This window comes from Acinetobacter sp. FB, from assembly GCF_056033405.1.
The window spans coordinates 1,546,021-1,566,404 of the sequence record NZ_CM148502.1 but is presented as its reverse complement, the minus strand read 5'-3'; the positions used below and the strand labels follow the sequence as shown (position 1 = coordinate 1,566,404).

Annotated in this window: 21 protein-coding genes; 11 read left to right on the top strand and 10 right to left on the bottom strand. The window is 37.0% G+C overall.

Translation table 11 applies throughout. The features are described 5' to 3' along the window. Window positions 1-12: 12 nt before the first annotated feature. From rsmG to AC0JIQ_RS07185, 3 genes are all read right to left on the bottom strand, one after another. Window positions 13-648 (bottom strand): 16S rRNA (guanine(527)-N(7))-methyltransferase RsmG, encoded by a 636-nt coding sequence (gene rsmG, locus AC0JIQ_RS07195; RefSeq protein WP_005216480.1) that lies wholly within the window; start codon window positions 646-648, stop codon window positions 13-15. A 176-nt stretch (window positions 649-824) separates the two neighbouring features. Continuing rightward, a complete protein-coding gene (gene murU / locus AC0JIQ_RS07190) occupies window positions 825-1,514 on the bottom strand; it encodes an N-acetylmuramate alpha-1-phosphate uridylyltransferase MurU (protein WP_474203112.1) in 690 nt (229 codons plus the stop codon). Further along, window positions 1,514-2,527 carry an aminoglycoside phosphotransferase family protein gene (locus AC0JIQ_RS07185; RefSeq protein ID WP_474203111.1) on the bottom strand — a complete coding sequence of 338 codons (1,014 nt, stop codon included), beginning with the start codon at window positions 2,525-2,527 and terminating at the stop codon, window positions 1,514-1,516. The genes murU and AC0JIQ_RS07185 overlap by 1 nt, the downstream gene beginning before the upstream one ends. Window positions 2,528-2,645: 118 nt before the next feature. Between AC0JIQ_RS07185 and AC0JIQ_RS07180 the strand changes: the two genes are divergently transcribed. Together AC0JIQ_RS07180 and AC0JIQ_RS07175 are read left to right on the top strand one after the other, a co-directional pair. Then, entirely contained in the window at window positions 2,646-5,111 is a 2,466-nt protein-coding gene (locus tag AC0JIQ_RS07180; protein WP_474203110.1) for an LPS-assembly protein LptD, read from the top strand. Beyond that, on the top strand, window positions 5,111-6,424 hold the full coding sequence (locus AC0JIQ_RS07175) for a peptidylprolyl isomerase (RefSeq protein ID WP_474203109.1): 1,314 nt from the start codon (window positions 5,111-5,113) through the stop codon (window positions 6,422-6,424). The genes AC0JIQ_RS07180 and AC0JIQ_RS07175 overlap by 1 nt, the downstream gene beginning before the upstream one ends. A 143-nt stretch (window positions 6,425-6,567) precedes the next feature. On the opposite strand, the gene AC0JIQ_RS07170 is transcribed toward AC0JIQ_RS07175, so the two are convergent. The 4 genes from AC0JIQ_RS07170 to AC0JIQ_RS07155 form a co-directional block, all read right to left on the bottom strand. Beyond that, window positions 6,568-6,867 (bottom strand): hypothetical protein, encoded by a 300-nt coding sequence (locus AC0JIQ_RS07170; protein ID WP_474203108.1) that lies wholly within the window; start codon window positions 6,865-6,867, stop codon window positions 6,568-6,570. 359 nt (window positions 6,868-7,226) lie between these two features. Further along, window positions 7,227-8,264 (bottom strand): class II fructose-bisphosphate aldolase, encoded by a 1,038-nt coding sequence (gene fba / locus AC0JIQ_RS07165; RefSeq protein ID WP_004662410.1) that lies wholly within the window; start codon window positions 8,262-8,264, stop codon window positions 7,227-7,229. Window positions 8,265-8,463: 199 nt separating this feature from the next. After that, complete coding sequence (gene rhlB / locus AC0JIQ_RS07160; RefSeq protein ID WP_004662412.1) at window positions 8,464-9,615, bottom strand: ATP-dependent RNA helicase RhlB; 1,152 nt, start codon at window positions 9,613-9,615, stop codon at window positions 8,464-8,466. 101 nt (window positions 9,616-9,716) lie between these two features. After that, window positions 9,717-9,929: a cold-shock protein gene (locus AC0JIQ_RS07155; RefSeq protein WP_004653893.1), complete on the bottom strand. Its 213-nt coding sequence runs from the start codon at window positions 9,927-9,929 to the stop codon at window positions 9,717-9,719. Between the two features lie 564 nt (window positions 9,930-10,493). Here AC0JIQ_RS07155 and AC0JIQ_RS07150 point away from each other — a divergent pair. From AC0JIQ_RS07150 to AC0JIQ_RS07110, 9 genes are all read left to right on the top strand, one after another. Continuing rightward, window positions 10,494-10,733: a sulfurtransferase TusA family protein gene (locus AC0JIQ_RS07150; RefSeq protein WP_004662415.1), complete on the top strand. Its 240-nt coding sequence runs from the start codon at window positions 10,494-10,496 to the stop codon at window positions 10,731-10,733. A gap of 131 nt (window positions 10,734-10,864) precedes the next feature. Then, the gene (rpoH, locus tag AC0JIQ_RS07145; RefSeq protein ID WP_474203107.1) at window positions 10,865-11,734 is read left to right on the top strand and encodes an RNA polymerase sigma factor RpoH; all 870 of its coding nucleotides are present in this window, start codon (window positions 10,865-10,867) and stop codon (window positions 11,732-11,734) included. Between the two features lie 107 nt (window positions 11,735-11,841). After that, window positions 11,842-12,207: a DUF423 domain-containing protein gene (locus tag AC0JIQ_RS07140; protein WP_474203106.1), complete on the top strand. Its 366-nt coding sequence runs from the start codon at window positions 11,842-11,844 to the stop codon at window positions 12,205-12,207. 9 nt (window positions 12,208-12,216) lie between these two features. Continuing rightward, complete coding sequence (gene thiS, locus AC0JIQ_RS07135; RefSeq protein WP_005159852.1) at window positions 12,217-12,414, top strand: sulfur carrier protein ThiS; 198 nt, start codon at window positions 12,217-12,219, stop codon at window positions 12,412-12,414. A gap of 23 nt (window positions 12,415-12,437) precedes the next feature. After that, window positions 12,438-13,223 (top strand): thiazole synthase, encoded by a 786-nt coding sequence (locus AC0JIQ_RS07130; protein WP_004653899.1) that lies wholly within the window; start codon window positions 12,438-12,440, stop codon window positions 13,221-13,223. 422 nt (window positions 13,224-13,645) lie between these two features. After that, window positions 13,646-14,845: a serine/threonine transporter SstT gene (gene sstT / locus AC0JIQ_RS07125; RefSeq protein ID WP_474203105.1), complete on the top strand. Its 1,200-nt coding sequence runs from the start codon at window positions 13,646-13,648 to the stop codon at window positions 14,843-14,845. 9 nt (window positions 14,846-14,854) lie between these two features. Further along, window positions 14,855-15,535: a YoaK family protein gene (locus AC0JIQ_RS07120; protein ID WP_474203104.1), complete on the top strand. Its 681-nt coding sequence runs from the start codon at window positions 14,855-14,857 to the stop codon at window positions 15,533-15,535. A gap of 3 nt (window positions 15,536-15,538) precedes the next feature. Further along, complete coding sequence (locus AC0JIQ_RS07115) at window positions 15,539-16,078, top strand: DUF2058 domain-containing protein (RefSeq protein WP_474203103.1); 540 nt, start codon at window positions 15,539-15,541, stop codon at window positions 16,076-16,078. A 117-nt stretch (window positions 16,079-16,195) separates the two neighbouring features. Further along, window positions 16,196-17,446, top strand: a complete 1,251-nt coding sequence (locus tag AC0JIQ_RS07110) for a mechanosensitive ion channel family protein (protein ID WP_346509301.1) — start codon at window positions 16,196-16,198, stop codon at window positions 17,444-17,446. 92 nt (window positions 17,447-17,538) lie between these two features. Here the strand turns inward: AC0JIQ_RS07110 and AC0JIQ_RS07105 are convergent, their stop codons facing one another. From AC0JIQ_RS07105 to AC0JIQ_RS07095, 3 genes are read right to left on the bottom strand one after another with little or no spacing between them, the layout of a single operon-like run. Further along, window positions 17,539-18,330, bottom strand: coding sequence for a copper chaperone (locus AC0JIQ_RS07105; protein ID WP_474203102.1), 792 nt, complete (start codon window positions 18,328-18,330; stop codon window positions 17,539-17,541). 13 nt (window positions 18,331-18,343) lie between these two features. Further along, window positions 18,344-19,870, bottom strand: a complete 1,527-nt coding sequence (locus AC0JIQ_RS07100; protein WP_474203101.1) for a tyrosinase family protein — start codon at window positions 19,868-19,870, stop codon at window positions 18,344-18,346. Window positions 19,871-19,926: 56 nt separating this feature from the next. Beyond that, window positions 19,927-20,382 carry a DUF7868 domain-containing protein gene (locus AC0JIQ_RS07095; RefSeq protein ID WP_474203100.1) on the bottom strand — a complete coding sequence of 152 codons (456 nt, stop codon included), beginning with the start codon at window positions 20,380-20,382 and terminating at the stop codon, window positions 19,927-19,929. Window positions 20,383-20,384: the final 2 nt, after the last annotated feature.

The following is a 20,384-nucleotide window of genomic DNA, read 5'->3' as shown; positions in this document are numbered from 1 at the left end:
CCCTTAGTATTTTTATTGAATTCGTTGAAGTAAAAGTAAATGACGTTGTTCATCTAGTCGCGGCACACGCAACTCGATCACTTTGCATGAATACTGTTCTTTGATCTGTTCCATTTCATCAGTTGGAACCAAACCTTTCATTGCCGCAATAATACTCTGCTCATGCATATAGGGTTGCGCCGCATCTACAAAATCAGTTAATGATGCAAATGCACGACTAGTAATCACATCGAATTGACCTAGTTCATCAATACTGTCTTCATTTTCGACACGTGTTTGAACTGCAATTACATTATCCAATTTTAAATCGGCAATAAATTGCTTGAGAAAACGAATTTTTTTTCCATTTGAATCTAACAATACACACGAACGCTCTGGCTGGCACAATGCGATGATCATGCCCGGCATTCCACCACCCGTGCCAACATCTAATAAACGTCCTTGTGGCAAATCATTTAAAATACTTAAGCTATCTAATAAATGTTTAACGAGCATTTCTTTCGGATCACGAATTGCTGTCAGGTTATATGCTTTATTCCATAGCACGAGAGCATCTTGATATTTCAATAAGAGTGTTAGCGCTTCCTCACTTAGGTTTAAACCTAACGCTTGACTACCTTGCTTTAATTCTTGAAAAAAAGGATGCATAACAGTGCGACATCTCGATAAACTTGCCGTGCAGTATACCGATTTCTGATGCAAGGCACAGTAGGACTTGTTGAACGATTATGCAGTTAAACATTTTCAAACATGATAAACTGCACAATCTATTCAGTTTTTTGTCTTTCCTTAGACAAATTTAAGGTAAATAAGACAATAACCTATTACGAAAACTTATTTTGCTTAATTTGTTGATCTAGCTGCTCCAAACGTTCAGGTGTGCCAACATCCACCCAAATCCCTTGTAATTTTTCAGCTGACACTTGTTGTTGTTGCATCGCTTGCTTTAACAATGGCGCTAGAGGTCTTTTACCATTTTCCAAACCATTAAACATCTGTGGGGCTAATACTGCAACACCACTATAAGTTAAGGCTTCACCTATTTGTCCCTGCTCAAAAGTATAAGCTAAATCATTAGACAAGATAAAATCACCTTTCTGGTGCTGCGGTGGATTTTCAACCAATACTAAGTGTGCTTGCTTATCTCCCAAATGGACATTTAACAATGACGAAAAATCCATCGTGGTCCAAACATCACCATTCACCAAAATAAAAGGTTCATCACCCAGTAACGGTAAAGCATTGATAATACCACCTGCAGTTTCAAGCCCTTCTCCTTCATGAGACCACAAAATCGTCACACCGAATTTAGAGCCATCTCCTAAAGTAGTTGCCAGTTTTTCACCCAACCAAGCGGTATTAATGACAATCTCTGTAACACCAATCATTTGCAACTTTTCAATATGCCAAACAATTAGTGGTTTACCACCCACTTCAAGCAAAGGTTTTGGTGTATGTAAGGTTAGAGGACGCATGCGATTCCCTAGCCCTGCAGCAAGAATCATCGCTTTCATTATGCTGCAACCTCGTAATCGCCATATTTCGCAATAAATTTAGGCATAACCACATCACGAATAAACTGCATAAAGTCATTCAGCTCATCATAACCTTGGCTTTCATCAAGCAAATACCACATTACACGTGGTAAATCTTTTAAGTACCCAAATTTACCATCACGCTCAAACAGACGAACAAAGATACCTAAAATTTTGAGATGGCGTTGAATCGCCATCAAATCTGCATCTCGCTTGAATTGCTCGAAACTACGGTTTTCTTTTGCTGCAGCTGGTAATAAGTTATAGAACACCTCAAACCATTCGTAGACACGCTCAGCATTCCATTGTACATAAGCATCACGTGTAATCGAGATCAGATCATAGGTATCTGCACCAATGACTGCATCTTGGAAGTCGATCACTCCTAATGCTTGCTCGTTTTCTATTTTCATCAAGTTACGACTATGAAAATCACGATGCACAATGACTTGCGGCTGATGTGTCGCCTCAACAGCTAAAAAGTCAAAAGCTTGTTCAATCGTTTCTAACTGTTGCTCTGTAGGCTGAATATCTAATGAAGGCAACATCCACTCTGTCAGCAAACGCATCTCTGTCATTAATTTTTCATAAGAATATGCTGGCAGTTGTTCAAGACCGTCGATTTGTTGTAATTCAATCAACTGTTCAAAGCTTTGTGCATAGTATTGGTCAACAGTTTCATCTGTTAGTAACGTTGAAAGTACAACATCACCAAAATCTTCCAATAACAGCAACCCCAAAGTTAGGTCTTTAGCAACGATATGCGGAACACGCACACCATTTTTGTCAAAAAACTCATCAATACTTACAAATGGTGCACAATCTTCTTTTTCAGGTGGCGCATCCATCAGCATATATGTTTTGTTTTGTAACTTAATTCGCGCATACCGGCGAAAGCTTGCGTCTCCAGCCAAAAAATTGATCTCGAATTGATCAGATTGGAGAGTGGCTTGGAGCCAAGTTTGTATCAATTGTTCACGTTGTGTATTCATTTGCGATAAAATCTAAAACTAGCTGAGATTTTGAAAGCTTAAGTGTAGCCACTTATCAACTTTTTCTCTATGATGCGACAATAATTAATTGTGAATTAGCGTACTGGTTAATGAGACAATGAAACATCAGTTTAAATTTAATCCTTTAGCAACAGCTATTTTGACACTCTTGTGTGGCGGCTCGATCCAATCAGGTTTCGCAGCTCCAGCTGATGCTGTCTCTACGCTTGACAATAAACAGCTGAAAGCCACCATCCAAAAAAACCAAGATCAAGACAGTTATCCTGGTGAAAAATTTTTTCAGCAATATTATGTCGACAAATCTGCACCAGAGGCACAATTACGAGACAATCGTTATTTAAGCTCTTCTTTTTGTCAGGGAACATGGGTCACACCAATTAATCCCGAAACAAAGGCAAGCAATTCCAATACAACGACCTCCGTGATTACCGCTGATTATGGGCATTACAACCCAACTGGCGATTCTGTTCTACAAGGTAATGTCGTGATTGATCAAGAAGGTCGCACAATTCGTGCAGATCAAGTTACGATTGATTCAACCCAGACGCACGCCTCCGCTCAAGGTCGAGTACAGCTTGCTCAATCAGGCCTACTCACTCAAAGTGACGCAATAAATTATAATTTAAAAACTCAAACAGGTGATTTGAACAATAGTTTTTATATTTCTGAACAGCAACATGCCCACGGACATGCAAGTCAGATCAAACGACAGAATGAAAATCTAGTTGTATTAAAAGATGCAAGTTATACCGCTTGCCCTCCTGAACAAAAACCAGCTTGGAAAATCCAAGCTAAACAAATTGAACTTGACCAAGCAACTGGTCGTGGCGTAACTCGCGGAACAAAACTGTATGTAAAAGACGTGCCTGTTTTAGCCGTGCCGTATTTCAACTTTCCAATTGATGACCGTCGTACCACTGGTTTATTAAGTCCAAATTTTGGTTATAGTAACGAAGGTGGCGTCCAACTGACGGCACCCGTATACCTTAACCTTGCACCAAATTATGATCTTACACTCACACCAAGTTATATGAGCAAACGCGGCGCAAAATTAGATGCCGAATTCCGTTATATGACTGAAAATTTTGGTTCTGGACGTATTTGGGGTGGATATTTACCAAACGACAACCATTACGAAGATAAAGATCGAAGTGATTTGCATTTTCTTCATGATTGGAAAATCAATAACCAATGGTCAACTAACTTAGAGTACAACTACGCTTCCGATAAAGATTACTTCGCAGACTTCAATAATAACCCAAACACACGAACAGATCTTAACTTACGTCGCGCATGGGAACTTAATTATCGCAATGGTATTCCTGGACTTAAGGCCCAATTAAAGGTTGAAGACTTTCAAACGCTAGATCAAAGTATCAAAGATGCAGATAAGCCTTATGCACGACTTCCACAGTTTTTATTAAATTATGTAGGCGGGAATCCTCAAGGCTTACAATATGAGTTTAATAATGACACTGCTTATTTTAAGAAATCGATCAATGATGGTTCTGCATTAGAGTCAAGTGGTACACGTATTTATAACCAATTTGCCGTTCGCTATAACTACCTAACTCCATCATGGTTTTATGCTATTCCAGAAATATCTGTTAGAAGCATTAATACTTTTTACGATCAAGACTCTAAAGAGGGTCGCGGTCTTTCAACATCAGATGATTTAGAAAAATCAGTTGCGGTACCTCAATTTAGTTTTGCAACAGGCGTTACTTTCGAAAAAGAAGGTAAATATTTGCAGAGTATTTCCCCTCGTGCGTTTTATGCCTATTCTCCTTATAAAAAACAAGATGATCATCCTAACTTTGATTCCACCACAGCATCAATTAATTACGATCAACTTTTCAACCCGTATCGATTCTATGGACACGACCGCTTAGATGATAATAACTTCTTATCACTGGGTGTAACTTATAGTTTATTAGATACAGAGGGCTTAGAACGTGTTAAAGCAAGTATTGGGCAAAGCTATTATTTTAGTGATCGACGTGTAACATTAAATCAACAACCAGATGAGTTCGATACACAGCGCCGTACTGGTCCAATTGTAAGTGTTTCAAGTCAATTGAATCAAAACTTTACAATCGCTGCAAATTCTGCATGGATGTCAAATGGCGACAATGCTCAACGTGATTTCCAAGCCTACTACGCTGGAGAAAAAGGCAACTTATACAATGTAGGTTATTTCTATCGTAACAATATTCCAGATCGTCAAAGTTCATACGACCAAGCTGTTGCATCGTTTATACAACCAATAAAAGATAATTGGCGTATTATGGGTCACGCTCAATATGACTTAGATAATAGTTTAATGCGAGAATACTTACTTGGTGTGAATTATGAATCTTGCTGCTGGGCAATTTCAGTTTATGGCAGATCTTACTACAATGATTTAGATGATCCGAACTCACCAGATGTTCATAGAAAACGTGCTGTTATGGCTGAGGTTACACTTAAAGGTCTAGGTGCACTCAACAATAAGCTCGCCTCTCTTCTTGAAAATAGAGTTTTAGGTTTCAACAAAATTAATCAATCTTGGACACAACGTTAATGAAGATAAAATCTTTCCAACATATCTTTAAAGCGACTGTTCTCGCTACACTTATTTCTTCATCAATGCAAAGCTTTGCGCAACCTACGGATGAGGTTGTTGCAATAGTTGATAGTAGTGTCATTCTTAAAAGTGACTTAGAACAAGGGATTGCAGAAACAGAACATCAGTTAAAAGCACAAAATAAAACTGTGCCACCCCAACAGTATTTACAAATGCAAGTGCTTGATCAGCTCATTATCCGTCAGGCCCAATTAGAACAGGTCAAACGTTTTGGCATCAAAGCTGATGAAAAAAGTTTAAATGCTGCTGTCTTAAAAATTGCAAATCAATCAGGTGTCAATACACTAGAAGCGTTCCAACAAAAATTGGACGCGATTGCACCAGATACTTATGAAAATTTACGTAATAGGATTGCTGAAGATTTAGCAATTGGTCGCTTACGCCAACAACAAGTCATGTCTCGTATTAAAATCAGTGATCATGATGTTGAAAACTTTTTAAATTCACCAGAAGGCCAAGCTGCACTTGGCACACAAGTCCATGTGATTCACATGCGTATTTCTGGTGAAAATAGCGAAGAAGTTAAAAAAGTTGCACAAGAAGTCAGACAAGCACTTGCAACTAGTGATGATCCTAAAGCGATTAGTGCCAAGCTTGCAACCAATGCAATCAAGGTTGATGGTGCTGATATGGGATTCAGAGCACTATCAGACATTCCTACTGAACTTGCAGCACGCATAACACCATTACAAACTGGTCAGACCACAGAACTAATCAATGTCCGCGATGGCGTTCATGTTTTAAAACTTTTAGAACGCAAACAAAATGATCAAAAAGCACTTGTATCACAATATAAAACTCGACATATTTTGATTCAACCATCTGAAGTTGTCAGCTTAGATCGTGCGAAACAAATGATTGATAGTCTTTATAATCGTGCGAAAGCAGGAGAAGATTTTGCAACCCTCGCTGCAACCTATTCAAATGATACTGGTTCAGCACGTGATGGTGGCAGTTTAGGATGGGTAAGTCCTGGTGTTATGGTGCCTGAGTTTGAACAAGTCATGAAAGAAACACCTGTTGGGCAAATCAGTAAGCCTTTCCAAAGTCAGTTTGGTTGGCACATTTTACAAGTGACTGATACTCGCCAACAAGACATGACCAAAGAAGTGCAAGAACGTATGGCTCGTCAAATTTTAGGTGAGCGTTTGTTTGATACTGAAGTAGACGGTTGGATGCGTGAACTTCGGGCTAATGCTTATGTTGAAATTAAAGATACAAGCCTAGATTCAAAAGCACAGCAAAAATAAGTATATTACATTAAAATGCCAGCGACTTCGCTGGCATTTTTTATGATTAGTTTTTATTTAATAAAATTTTACATTAGATATGTTCTCACTTTATCGTAATACAATAAAGTACATGTCACAAAAAAAACAGAAAGTGACATAAACTACCCACCACTAGAATTATTATCAGTATAGATTATCAATTCCGATTCTGGGTTTGCAAAAACATAATGTCCTGAAGGTAATTTTAGAACAAAAATAATAATACTCTCATGCTCTAGAAATTTATATATAAAATTATAAAAGTCTAAAATACTTGCAATAGAAAACCATGATGTAAAAATATAACTAGGAAGTCTAAGCGAAACACTTACTGATTCTTTTTCATTTATATCCAAATATTTATGTATTTCATTGACACCACCTACAATATAAGCACCCCTATCTGATGGGATTTGAAACATCACATTATTCGCTGCTAATATTCTTTCCGCTAAACTTTCATTGTCTTTATCTTCACACCAAAATAATTCTTCTTCGTCAATACTTTAAAGTTTTGATATAATTTCATTATGCTCTATTCGTTTTACTTTCTCATTATATTCAGTCAATTTTTGAGCTAAAAGTGATTTAAACATAATTCAATACTCTATTATCTCGTATCATATATAATTTATGGCCTACACAATACAAAACTGGTAAACATCTAATTTATAAAAATTATTCAGTTAATATATTAGCACACTACAACATATTTTATTTTCCACACTAAGAAATAAAAAACAGCACCAAAAGATGCTGTTTTTTATTCATCACAAATAAACTATTTGTAACGATCAACCATTTTCTCTAAAGAAATTGGGCGGATCTTATCTGCATTACCTGATGTACCAAATGAATTATAACGATCTACACAGATTTGCTTCATCGCTTCAACTGTTTCACCAAAGAATTTACGCGGGTCAAATTCGCTTGGTTTTTCAGCCATCATACGACGCATCGCACCTGTAGATGCTAAACGCAAATCGGTATCAATATTAATCTTACGTACGCCATGTTTGATTGCTTCCACCAGCTGCTCAACAGGAACACCGTAAGTTTCCTTAATATCACCACCATACTGGTTAATCACAGCCAACCACTCTTGTGGTACAGAGCTTGAACCATGCATTACAAGATGCGTATTTGGTAACGCAGCATGAATTTCTTTAATGCGATCAATTGCCAAGATATCGCCTGTAGGTGGACGAGTAAACTTGTACGCACCATGTGAAGTACCAACAGCAATTGCCAAAGCATCTACATTCGTATCAGCGACAAATTGAGTTGCTTCTTCAACAGAAGTGAGTAATTGAGAATGATCCAGCACACCTTCAGCACCAACACCATCTTCTTCACCAGCCATACCAGTTTCTAGGCTACCTAAGCAACCAATCTCACCTTCAACCGAAACACCACACGCATGCGCCATTGCGACAACACGGCGAGTAACATCAACATTATAGTCATATGATGTTGGAGTCTTACCATCAGCACCCAATGAACCATCCATCATCACTGAGCTAAAGCCCAATTGAATAGAACGTTGACAAACATCAGGACTCGTCCCGTGATCTTGGTGCATTACCACAGGAATATGTGGCCATTCTTCAATAGCTGCCAAAATCAAATGACGTAAGAAAGGTGCACCTGCATATTTACGTGCACCTGCCGAAGCTTGCACAATAACAGGTGAATTCGTTGCATCAGCAGCGAGCATAATTGCACGCATTTGTTCTAAATTGTTTACGTTAAACGCTGGTACGCCGTAGTTATGTTCTGCAGCGTGATCCAAGAGCTGGCGCATTGAGATGAGTGCCATAATATCCTCCCAGGTAATGCGCCATATTCTACATGTTGATTTACTTCAATTCAGCAACTAATCACTGGATTTCCGAAAAAATCATGAATCTTTTGTGTAATTTAGCAAATGAAAGCCTTTTAAAATAAAAAAAGACTAAATTAAGAAATAATTTAGTCTTTTTAAATGTTATCTAAATATCAGAAGATCTTGTTTAGGTTTAACAATACCCATCTAAACGCGTTAAAGGCAACTTTTTACCAATTGCTTTTTCAATTTCTGGTAAATAGAAAGCATCATCTTCTGATAAGAAACTGATACTAACACCTTGAGCACCAGCACGACCTGTACGACCAATGCGATGTACATAATCATCAGACTGCTCTGGCAAAGTAAAATTCACCACGTGCGATACGCCATCAACATGAATGCCACGACCAGCAACGTCTGTTGCGATCATAATATTATGCTTACCTTGTTTGAACTGGTCGAGCATCTTCAGGCGTTTATCCTGAGCGATTTCACCAGATAACATACCGACTTTATAACCATCACGCTTTAAGTGATCATATAAACGACGAACCTGATCTCGACGATTTGCGAAAATCATAACTTTATCAATTGGTTCATCACGCAAAATTTCTTGCAATAATTTATACTTATCTTGTTTCGCAACCACATAAACGCGCTGCTCCACATCATTATTGGTTTTTTGCTCAGGCTCAATCTCAACCGTTACAGGTTCAAATAGCCATTGACGAGCAAGATTAAGTACATCATAGCTAAAAGTTGCAGAAAACATTAAAGTTTGACGTTGTTCTTTGAAGGGTGAATAACGCACAATCCGTTTTACCGATGGAATAAAACCCATATCTAATAAACGATCGGCTTCATCAATTACAAGGAATTCAATCTTATCCAACCAAACTTCTTTTTGCTCAACAAAATCAATTAAACGACCGGGCGTTGCAACGATAATATCAACAAAATTACTATCCAACATTTTCTTTTGCTTATCAAAATCTACACCACCAAGTAGTGTGACAAGATGTAAGTTTGAGAATTTTGTTAAAGCTTGTGCATCACTCTCAATCTGTAGTGCTAACTCACGTGTAGGAGCCAGAATCAATGCACGTGGTTCGCCACGAAAACGTTGTTCTTGTAGCGGATTATTTAATAGATCATTGATCACACTAATCAAAAAGGCTGCTGTTTTACCTGTACCAGTTTGCGCTCGACCAATGGCATCATGCCCTGCTAATGTATATTTCAAAACCTTTTGTTGAATTGGGGTCATTTGTGTAAAACCCAAAGCATCAATTGCTTTCTTCAACTGCGGATGTAAATTTAAGGTTTCAAAACCAGATGTCATATATGCTCTCGAACCATCAATGATCAAAAGAAAGTGGCCATTATAAACAAAAACGCCCCAAATAACATTGGGGCGTTTTTATATTGCGTTAAAGCAACAAATTAGTCTAAAGGCTGAACGTTTTCAGCTTGGAAACCTTTTTGTCCTTGAACTACGCTGAATTCAACGCGTTGGCCGTCACGTAAAGAACGGTGACCGTCACCCATAATTGCGCGGAAATGAACAAATACGTCATCACCGCCATTACGTTGAATAAAACCAAAGCCTTTAGTGTCATTAAACCACTTTACTACGCCTTGTTCACGAGCTGTCATAAGTCAATCCTCAGATATTGAAAGATAAGGACCTTCCGGTGTTGCAAACAGCAGAGCCAACAAGGTTTTAAAATTTTTATAATTTCAAAGCTTGTAATCATTCTGTAAAACTATCAACAATTTCCGGTTACATCCATTTGTTATAGGTTTTTTTAACGATCTTATCGTATAGCATACATCCTAAAACGCATCGAGCTTAACATGGGTTCATGATAATTAATAGATTTATTTTGAGTTATTTCCAATGTTTCTATCTGTTTTTTTCAATAATTTAGCAGTTTTTAAGTGCTTTTTTTAGTGTAAAAATGCACTGCTTTATTGCCATAAAGCGAGAAACAATTTTAGATAAAATTAATCAGAAAAGAAAATCAAAGCGATTAATTTGCATTCAACGCTATTGAGTTAGTTATTAGGTTTAATAAACATTCAAAACTATTTTTAAGATTAAAAGCTCAAAAGAGAAAAACCGAATTAATATAACTTCCCGAGTAATTCATAGTAAATCCTCAGTAATTACCATATAAATTTGTTAAAATCATATCGAACTCAATTTGTTAAAACTTTATGACCCAAATATCCACCTCTCCTGAAGTGATTGATGCACTTGGGCAACCTTGTCCAATGCCACTATTGATGTTGAAACGTGCTTTAAAAAAAGCTGAAGGATCTAAACAGTATTTATTGAAATCATCCGATCCTCATAGTGAAATTGATGTAACACGATATTGCCAAATCCAGCAACTTCAATGCCAGACACAAAAAATTTCAGAGAATGAGTTTCACTATTTAATTGAATCTATGTAATTCTTTGATAAACTCTAGCTAAAGATAAACTAGATAACTTTACATTTTTATACTCAAATTTCCTTAGTGATGAAGAACATTCGCATTAAGATGAAATCGTTGACTTAAATACCATCCTATAAGGAGACTCCATGACTACTGACAGCAGCAATCAATTGATGCCCCTGTCATTGTCTGCGCCAGGTGTAAATCTTGGTGCATATATCAGTACTGTCAATCAAATTCCAATTCTAACGGCCGACCAAGAAAAAGAACTTGCTGAACGTTATTATTATGACCAAGATCTTGATGCTGCCAAACTATTGGTAATGTCACACCTACGCTTTGTCGTACATATAGCACGTAGCTATGCGGGTTATGGATTGCCACAAGGCGATCTTATTCAAGAAGGTAACCTTGGATTAATGAAAGCGGTCAAACGCTTCGATCCCAATATGGGTGTTCGCTTAGTTTCTTTTGCAGTGCATTGGATTAAAGCCGAAATACATGAATATGTGATTCGTAACTGGCGTATTGTCAAAATCGCAACGACAAAAGCACAACGTAAATTATTCTTTAACTTACGTAGTCTTAAAAAATCAAGCAAACGACTCACATTAGAAGAAGCGAAATCAATTGCTAATGATTTGAATGTCACACCAGAGCAAGTACTCGAAATGGAAGGTCGCCTAACCGCTTATGATGCTGCATTTGAAGCTCAAGGTGATGATGATGACGATACCCCACATACAGCTCCTGCACTTTATCTTGAAGATAATCGCTACGACCCAGCTCGGCTGATTGAAGAAGAAGATTATGAAGAGCAAAGTAGTTCTGCCTTACACGAGGCAATGGAACAGCTTGATGATCGATCTCGTAATATCTTGCAACGCCGCTGGTTAGATGATGATAAATCGACTTTGCATGAATTGGCCGCAGAATATAACGTTTCAGCAGAACGTATTCGACAGCTTGAAAAGAATGCAATGGAAAAAATCAAAACCGCCATGTCTGCAAGCTAAAATCGAATCAAACACAAGGGCTTTAATGCCCTTTTGTTTTATCTGGCTTTGTTTAAGCACCCGAATATGTTAACTTTGTTCATCAAATTTCTAGTTCCATTATCATTATGTGGATAGCTATCTCGGCGCTTAACCTAGCGCTTGCAGTTATGTTGGGTGCTTTTGGTGCTCATGGACTCAAATCTTTTGCAACCCCAGAACAACTTACTTGGTGGGGTACAGCCACTCAATACTTTTTCTATCATGCGATTGGATTGCTTATCTTAGGCGTCCTGCATAAAACCACAGCAACATTCCCAATAAAAATTCCTTTTATTTTGATGCAAATTGGTATCATCTTTTTCTGCGGTTCGTTGTACATTATGGCGCTCGGCCTACCGCGCATTTTAGGTGCGATTACACCGATTGGCGGTGCGTTTATGATAGCGGGCTGGCTATTACTCGCATGGCAAGCAATCAAGCATGCGAAATAAGGATTGATCATGCACATCTATTTAAATGGCGAGTCAATAGATACGTCTTGTGAAAACCTACAGCAATTGATTCAGAATTTAGCCTTAGAAGGCAAACGCTTTGCTGTAGAGAAGAACCAACAGATTATTCCGAAAAGTAGACTTGAGCAAACGACAATTGCTCCTGAAGATCGTATTGAAATTATTCAAGCTGTTGGTGGCGGCTAATCGGCTAAAAATGGAGTAAGCCCATGCAAGATTCCCCTTTAATTGTTGGTTCACGTACTTTCCAATCTCGTTTATTGGTCGGAACTGGTAAATATAAAGATCTCAATGAAACTGATTTAGCCATTCAAGCCAGTGGCGCTGAAATTGTCACCGTTGCAATTCGTCGTGTAAACATTGGTCAACATGCCGATCAGCCGAATTTGCTTTCAGTGATTCCACCAGAAAAATACACGATTCTGCCGAATACGGCAGGTTGTTTTGATGCAGATAGTGCGATTCGTACCTGTATGCTGGCACGTGAACTGCTTGATGGTCACAATTTGGTGAAGTTAGAAGTACTTGGTGATGAAAAAACTTTATACCCAAATGTGACTGCAACACTGAAAGCTGCGCAGACCTTGATTGATGATGGCTTTGAAATCATGGTCTATACCTCGGATGACCCAATTGTTGCCCAAGAACTTGAAAGCATGGGTTGTGTTGCAATCATGCCTTTGGGTAGTTTGATTGGCTCTGGCCTTGGTATTTTAAATCCACATACCATTTCCATTATCAAAGAAAATGCCAAAGTCCCTGTTTTAGTGGATGCTGGTGTGGGTACTGCGAGCGATGCGGCGATTGCAATGGAACTTGGTTGTGACGGCGTATTAATGAATACGGCAATTGCAGCGGCACAAAATCCAATTTTGATGGCTTCTGCCATGAAAAAAGCGGTTGAAGCGGGTCGTGAAGCATTCTTAGCAGGTCGTATGCCTCGTAAACGTATGGCAAATGCCAGCTCGCCTGAGACTGGATATTTCTTTAAGTAAGAGAAAGAAGGGACTAATAGGTCCCTTCTCTATTTGTATTAATCACTATTTGCTTAATGCAATAATTATATGGATAAGACGAAATTCTTTAAGAACCACTCATTTGTACAATAGTTTTCGAGATAAAATGATTTATTGTTTCTAGAATTATCAATAAGTTATCAATCTAAATTTTAAACAGTAGATAGAAGAATTCTGCCTTTTCACTTATAGTTTTTAGTAAAACTATAAAGATAAGATCTTTTTTTACACAAAAAGATTCTGTATATTTAAATAAAATACTTTTAAAAACATTATTTTAATTTTTATGGTATTTTTAAAGTAATTCGTTCATCAAAAAAATTTAAAAAAATACAGTGCTTAGGTATAGAATACGGCGCTTGTTTAACCTTAAACCACATATAGGTTTATAAGGCTTTTATATGTTTAATGTATTGTCTCGCTTGAGTTTGGTCGGCAAAATTATTATTGCTATTTTTTTAGGGATTGGCGTAGCTGTGCTTTTTCCCAACTTTACACCTTATTTGAGTTTATTAGGTGAATTGTTTATTAAAGCATTAAAGTCGGTTGCCCCGATTCTTGTTTTTGTTCTAGTGCTTGCTTCGATAGCTAATTTCAAAGTTGGGCAAAACTCAAACTTAAAGCCTGTTATGATTTTGTATGTGGTTGGAATGCTGCTCGCAGCATTTAGTGCTGTGGCAGCAAGTATTGCTTTTCCAAGTCAGCTCTTCCTTAATTTATCAACTCAACCAGCTCTACAAGCACCTGGTAGTTTGGCTGAAATTTTAAAGAACTTATTATTAAGCTTTATTGCCAATCCTGTACAAGCGATTAGTGAAGCCAACTTTATTGGTATTTTGGCCTGGGCAATCGGCTTAGGTTTAGCATTACGTCATAGTTCTGAGACTACGAAACAAGTGCTTACTGATGTAGCTGATGCTGTAAATCAAATTATTCACACAGTGATTGGTTTTGCCCCTGTGGGAATTTTTGGCTTAGTCGCAGTCACATTTGCAGATGCAGGCTTTGCAACTTTATCTAGCTATGCACATTTGTTAATTGTACTAATTGGAACAATGCTTTTTGTTGCATTAGTAATTAATCCAATCCTAGTCGCATTGACGATGCGAGCAAACCCTTACCCATTAGTGTTCAAATGTTTAAAAGAAAGTGGAATTACGGCATTTTTCACACGTAGTTCTGCTGCCAATATTCCTGTGAATCTAGATTTAGCGCAACGCTTAGGTGTAAATGAAGCAACTGCAAGTGTATCTATTCCACTTGGAGCAACAGTCAATATGGCGGGTGCAGCGGTTACAATTACCGTATTAACGCTTGCTACTGTTCATACATTAGGTATTCATGTTGATCTAAGCACAATGATTATCCTTTCAGTCGTTGCAACCGTTTCAGCATGCGGTGCATCAGGTGTTGCAGGTGGGTCATTACTGCTTATCCCTGTTGCTTGTAGTTTATTTGGTATATCATCTGAAATTGCAATGCAAGTAGTTGCGATTGGTATGATTATCAGTGTATTACAGGATTCGACAGAAACTGCGCTGAATTCGTCAACTGACGTTTTATTTACTGCTGCTGTAGATTTCCGAAACCGAAAAAACTAGTAGATTGTTATGCCCTTACAGCGTTTACCAAACTGGATTCAACTTGGTGCTTTTTTACTCGCACTAAATGCTGGTATGGTTAACGTATTGGGGCTATTTACTGTTCTACATCAATCTGTTTCACACATGACTGGCAACGTCAGCATGCTGGCAATGAGTTTGCTAGAATGGCAACCAGAGCATTTTATTTATCTCAGTTTAGTAGTTTTATGCTTCGTGATTGGATCGTTTTACAGCGGTCTCATTCTTGGGGATAGCAATGTCTCTTTTGGTCATCATTACGGTTTCCCACTTAGTTTAGTTGCTGCATTTCTATTTTTAACTTGGCTTTTGTTACCTTACTTCCCGCGCTATGGTTTGTTGTGGGCATGTGTCGCCATGGGCGTACAAAATGCGATGGTCAGTCATTATAAAGGTGCAATTATCCGTACAACACATTTATCAGGTGTTTTAACGGATATTGGTTTAACCTTAGGTTATAAAGTTCGTGGTCTAAAAATTGAAAATAGGCGTATTTTTTTACACTTGCTCATCTTTCTAGGATTTTTTACAGGTGGGCTTATTGCGAGTTTGCTTTATCCTTATTTAAAATTACAAACTTTTCTAATACCAGCAAGTTTAAGTCTGATCATGAGTATAGCTTACTGGGTAATTTACTTTCGCTCTTCATCAAACTCGAATTCGGATTGAATTATGGTTAAAAATGCATTACAAGCTCAGTTACTCAAAGCGGGTTTGGTCGACAATAAAAAAGCCAAAAAATTAACCAAACAGGTGCAACATGAACAACGCACTGGACAACATGATGATGCCTCATTAAAAGCTGAAATCGATCGAGTGAATCAAGAGAAATTAGCCAAAGACCAAGCACTGAATTTAGAAAAACAAAAGGTTTTAGAAGAAAAGGCGCTTAAAGCTTCAATTATTCAAATGATCAAGCAACATAAAATTTTGCAAACAGAGGGCGATGTTACCTATCAATTCATTGATGAGGGGAAAATTAAAAAGGTTTATCTTTCACAACAAGTTTATAATGCGTTAGTGACGGGTTCTTTAGTTATTGCTAAAGATCAAGATAAATATGCTTATCTCCCCAAAGCTCTTGCAGAAAAAATTGATCAAAAAATGCAAGGATTTATTCTAGTTAACAATAATACTGAGAAAAATGATCAAGCAACTAATGAAGAAGATCCATACGCCGCTTATGTCATTCCAGATGATTTAATGTGGTAAATCACACCTCATTAATGTAATACAACCTTACAGATCGTATTCAAAATGTGATCAACTTATCATAAGATCTTTTAACACCTTACAATTAACAAAGTAGAAATTGTAAGGTGTTTTGATTTGAATTATTTAAGTTTTATTAGCGAAATTAGAAGTGAATTAAGCCAATACCCTTGGTTAGAAATGCTCATTTCATTCGCAATTTTGATTTTTCTGGCGGCTTTAGCAAATTTTATTGCCAAAAGAATTATTGTACGTGGTATTCGCCATATCATTACTAAACTTAAGTCACCCCACCAATCAATTTTTGCCCAACACAGCGTTACACGTCGATTTGCAAATATCGTTCCTGCTATAGTGATCATGAATGGAATCAGTGCAGTTCCCCATCTTCCATTAAAAGTGATTACATTAATACAAATGGGAGCACAAGCATTTATTTTTCTCACGCTTGCTTTATCAATTAGTGAAGCACTGAATATTTTTAACTTAGTGTATCAACGCAATCCAAAATCGAGAAATAAACCAATCAAAGGTTATTTACAGTTGATCAAACTGATTTTGTTCGTTGTCTGTGGTCTTATGATTTTAGGTACTTTTCTTAAAAAAGATGTGTTTACTTTACTTGCAGGCTTCGGTGCAATGGCAGCAGTTCTCATGTTGGTCTTCCAAAATACGATCTTGTCTTTAGTCGCAAGTGTACAAATTGCCTCTTATGATATGGTTCGTATTGGAGACTGGATTGAGATGCCCTCTTTAAATGCTGATGGCGACGTGATTGATATGTCTCTGCATACAGTGACTGTACAAAATTTCGATAAAACACTGACCACCATTCCGACCAACAAACTTGTCACCGATACATTTAGAAACTGGCGTGGTATGAGTAATTCTGGCTGCCGTCGTATTAAACGTTCGATATTTCTTGATCAAAGTAGTGTTCACTTTATGACTGATAGTGAACAGCGAAAATTAAAAGATTTTTTACTTTTAGACCATTATCTTGATGCAAAACAAGATGAAATTAATAAGTTTAATGATCATCTAAGCAATCAATCAGAATACAACCAACGTCGTTTAACCAATGTGGGAACATTCCGTGCTTATGTAGAGTTCTATTTACGCCAACATCAAGGTATTGCGCAGAATCAAACTATTTTAGTTCGTCAACTACAACCCACTAGTGAAGGTCTACCTTTAGAAATTTATGCATTTACAAATACGACAGCATGGGCATCTTACGAAGCGATTCAATCTGATATTTTCGATCATTTGATTGCAATTATTCCTGAATTTGGTTTGAGAATTTATCAAGCACCATCAGGATATGATTTTAAAACCTATTTGTCTGTTAAAGATGTTCAAACCTAATGTGAACTAAGCTTTAAGGCTTTACTTTTTCAATACTAAAGCCTTAAAGTATTCAAATAGAAAAACCTTTAAACCTAACTTCCCAAAATTTTCTATGAAACCTTAAAATGTGTAGATAATGCAGTTTTATTCTTATCAGTTGAGTGTCTAAAAAATTTTTGCAATAAACCAAGATAAGGAATTCGCCATTGTTCTGGTCTCCAAGGCAAACTCTGTTCAAAGTACATAGTAAAGGTAAACAGTGGCATAAAATACATAGTCTGTTGCATGGTAAATAGTGAAATCCACATCAATGGCCAACACATCCCAACGCAATAAAATGCCTTTTTTAAACCATAGTTAAAACAGTCAATCATGGATTGAAAACCAAATGGATTGATGATCGGTGGAATATGGCATCTATTCAGACTGAATTGTTTCCATGGTGTTGCTTGCCAAAATAATACAGCTATGAAAATAGATCCCAAGATCAGTTCTTTAGAATGATTAAAAAAATTATTCAGAATCTCTGTGACGAACAAAAGCCCTATGCCTGTTAAAGTCCAAAAAAGTATATAACCAAGAAAGAATGAAATTAAACCAAGATATCTTTTTCTTGGAAAATTTTTTCTCCAAATGAATAAAACTGAATCGGAAAGCAAAGGAAACATCATTGCAATAAGCATTAAAAACCAATGTATGTTTATGGCCTGCACAATAACAGACCATAAACTATTATTTTGCTGGACATGAGCATGATGATGGAGATGTCCTTCTACAGGCATATTGAATTGGGTCATAAAGAAAGGTTGCAGCAACAAAAATAACCACACAAATAACCCAACACCCAATAGTATTGAAAAAGGCGGACGTTTAACTATTGAAAAATATGCCTGTAGTTTCATAATGCTTAAATCCTTACAAGCCTTCTCGATACACGCTAATTTGCCCAATACTTAAATCTGCATCAGCAGCTAAAGGTTGACGTGGTACAAATGAAATAGGGAAAGCATTGGTACCCGCTATCTGTTTATTCAAATGAAGTTGATCAAAATAATCAGTAATATCAACGATAATATTTAGCCCTGCTCCTCCATGTTCTTCTTTGCTACTCGACGCTTTACGAATACCAAATAAACCAATGGATTCAACCAAGCTGGTTTTGTTTTGGTCGTTATCCTCTGTCAAAGTCGTATAAATATCGAGAATAATCCCTTCACGATTTGCTTTAACATTTTCAAGTTTTAGAAATACTCGATCTGGTTCAGCAACATTACTTTGAGATGATTCATCCAATACCATAAAACTTTTTTGCAAAGTATTTTTCATTTTGTGATCTAAAGGAATAGTGACATTGGTTAGGCCATCAATCTGCAATTTTTTTGTTGTTGCACCTATAAGTTCAGAAGCAACTGGCTGTAAATCAATTGAGTTCTTAAAAGATTCTAAACCAAATGTTTTCGCTCGATTTTCGCTGGTAGATAACATTTCTTGAGTTGAATTTACACCAGAGCCTGGCGTGTATTCATAGCCCAATTGCGTACCATTTACATTGATATCGGAATTATCTTGCACAGCTTGAGGTGTATATTGCCATGAATCACCCGAAGCCAAAGGCATAATAAATTGTCGACTGCCAATAGGACCTTGTAACCATTGCGGATCAATAGGGTTTGATCGCCCATTACCAAGTTCCAACCAGACGCTCCATAAACGGTCGATATTGGCGTGGTGCAAATAAAATATTGGGTCTAATCCTGCAGAATCAGGGTCACTCATAATACCATTATCACCACCAATATCATCATGTACCAAATTATGTGGCTTACTTTCTAAGTCACCAAATATACGATTTGAGTGCGAAAAGGAAGTTACTGGCCCACCAAATGCTTTAAAATTATGTGGTGTCGTAAACTCCAAATCTTCTAAGGCAGTCAGTGTTATATCTTGAGCTGGTAATGGATGATAAGTACCATAACGTTGAGCTACATATAATGGATTAACACTACCATCTGGTAAATGTGTTCGTTCAAAGGCAGGTGGCATATAGGCTGCATTTGGATTAGTTGTATCGCTGTAATCCCAAAATGGTAATGCCCAGTCTTGTGGACCGCCTTGCGCGATAATTTCGGCTCTGAGTATAGATTCTATAGCAACTAGATAACCACGATGCCAAGGTACAAAAAACCATGTTCCATGTTGGCATTGTCGCCAATATGTTGCTTGTACTTGAGCTGTTGGTAGTTGATCAACTGTTGGATCGTAATAACCAAAACTCTCCCATAATTCAGCATCAAAACCATGTATAGCAGCGAAAAAACGCCAACTAGTAGGATCATCCAATGCTTTAGCCTTTAAAGCACTGACCGCTTTAGCATACCAAAATAATATTGGATCATCTAAATCCCCACCATTTGCCCAAACACTTTTTCGGATATATGTCATTTATTCTCATTCCTTTATGATTATTTATAAAAAACGATAACGATGAAATTATTCATTTAGATAATGATTTCTTTTAGAATAGAAATTTTCTCTATTGTTATCTTATTATTGGTATTTAGCACTTTACGATTCGAGATACTAATATTAAAAAAGAAATTATTCAAATGTTTTATATTCTTTAGATTAATTTTATTATATATAAATTTACTAACATCAATTGAATGATCTATTCCAACACCATGTTCCTTTACAATTTTTTTAACTCCAAATAATGCAATTGAATCGACATAGTTTTCGAGCTTAAAGTCCTGTTTTACACAATCATCCAAACTTAAAAATACATCTAAAACAATACCTTCCTCAGAAGCTTCAATCGAATAGAATTTCAACCAAAATCTCTGTTTTTCATTTCCATATTTAGTCAAGTCACTCATATCATTAAAAATTAATGATAATGAAATTTTACCCCGCAAAACAATAGATTTATCAGTTTCAGAAATTTTCTCTATCATAT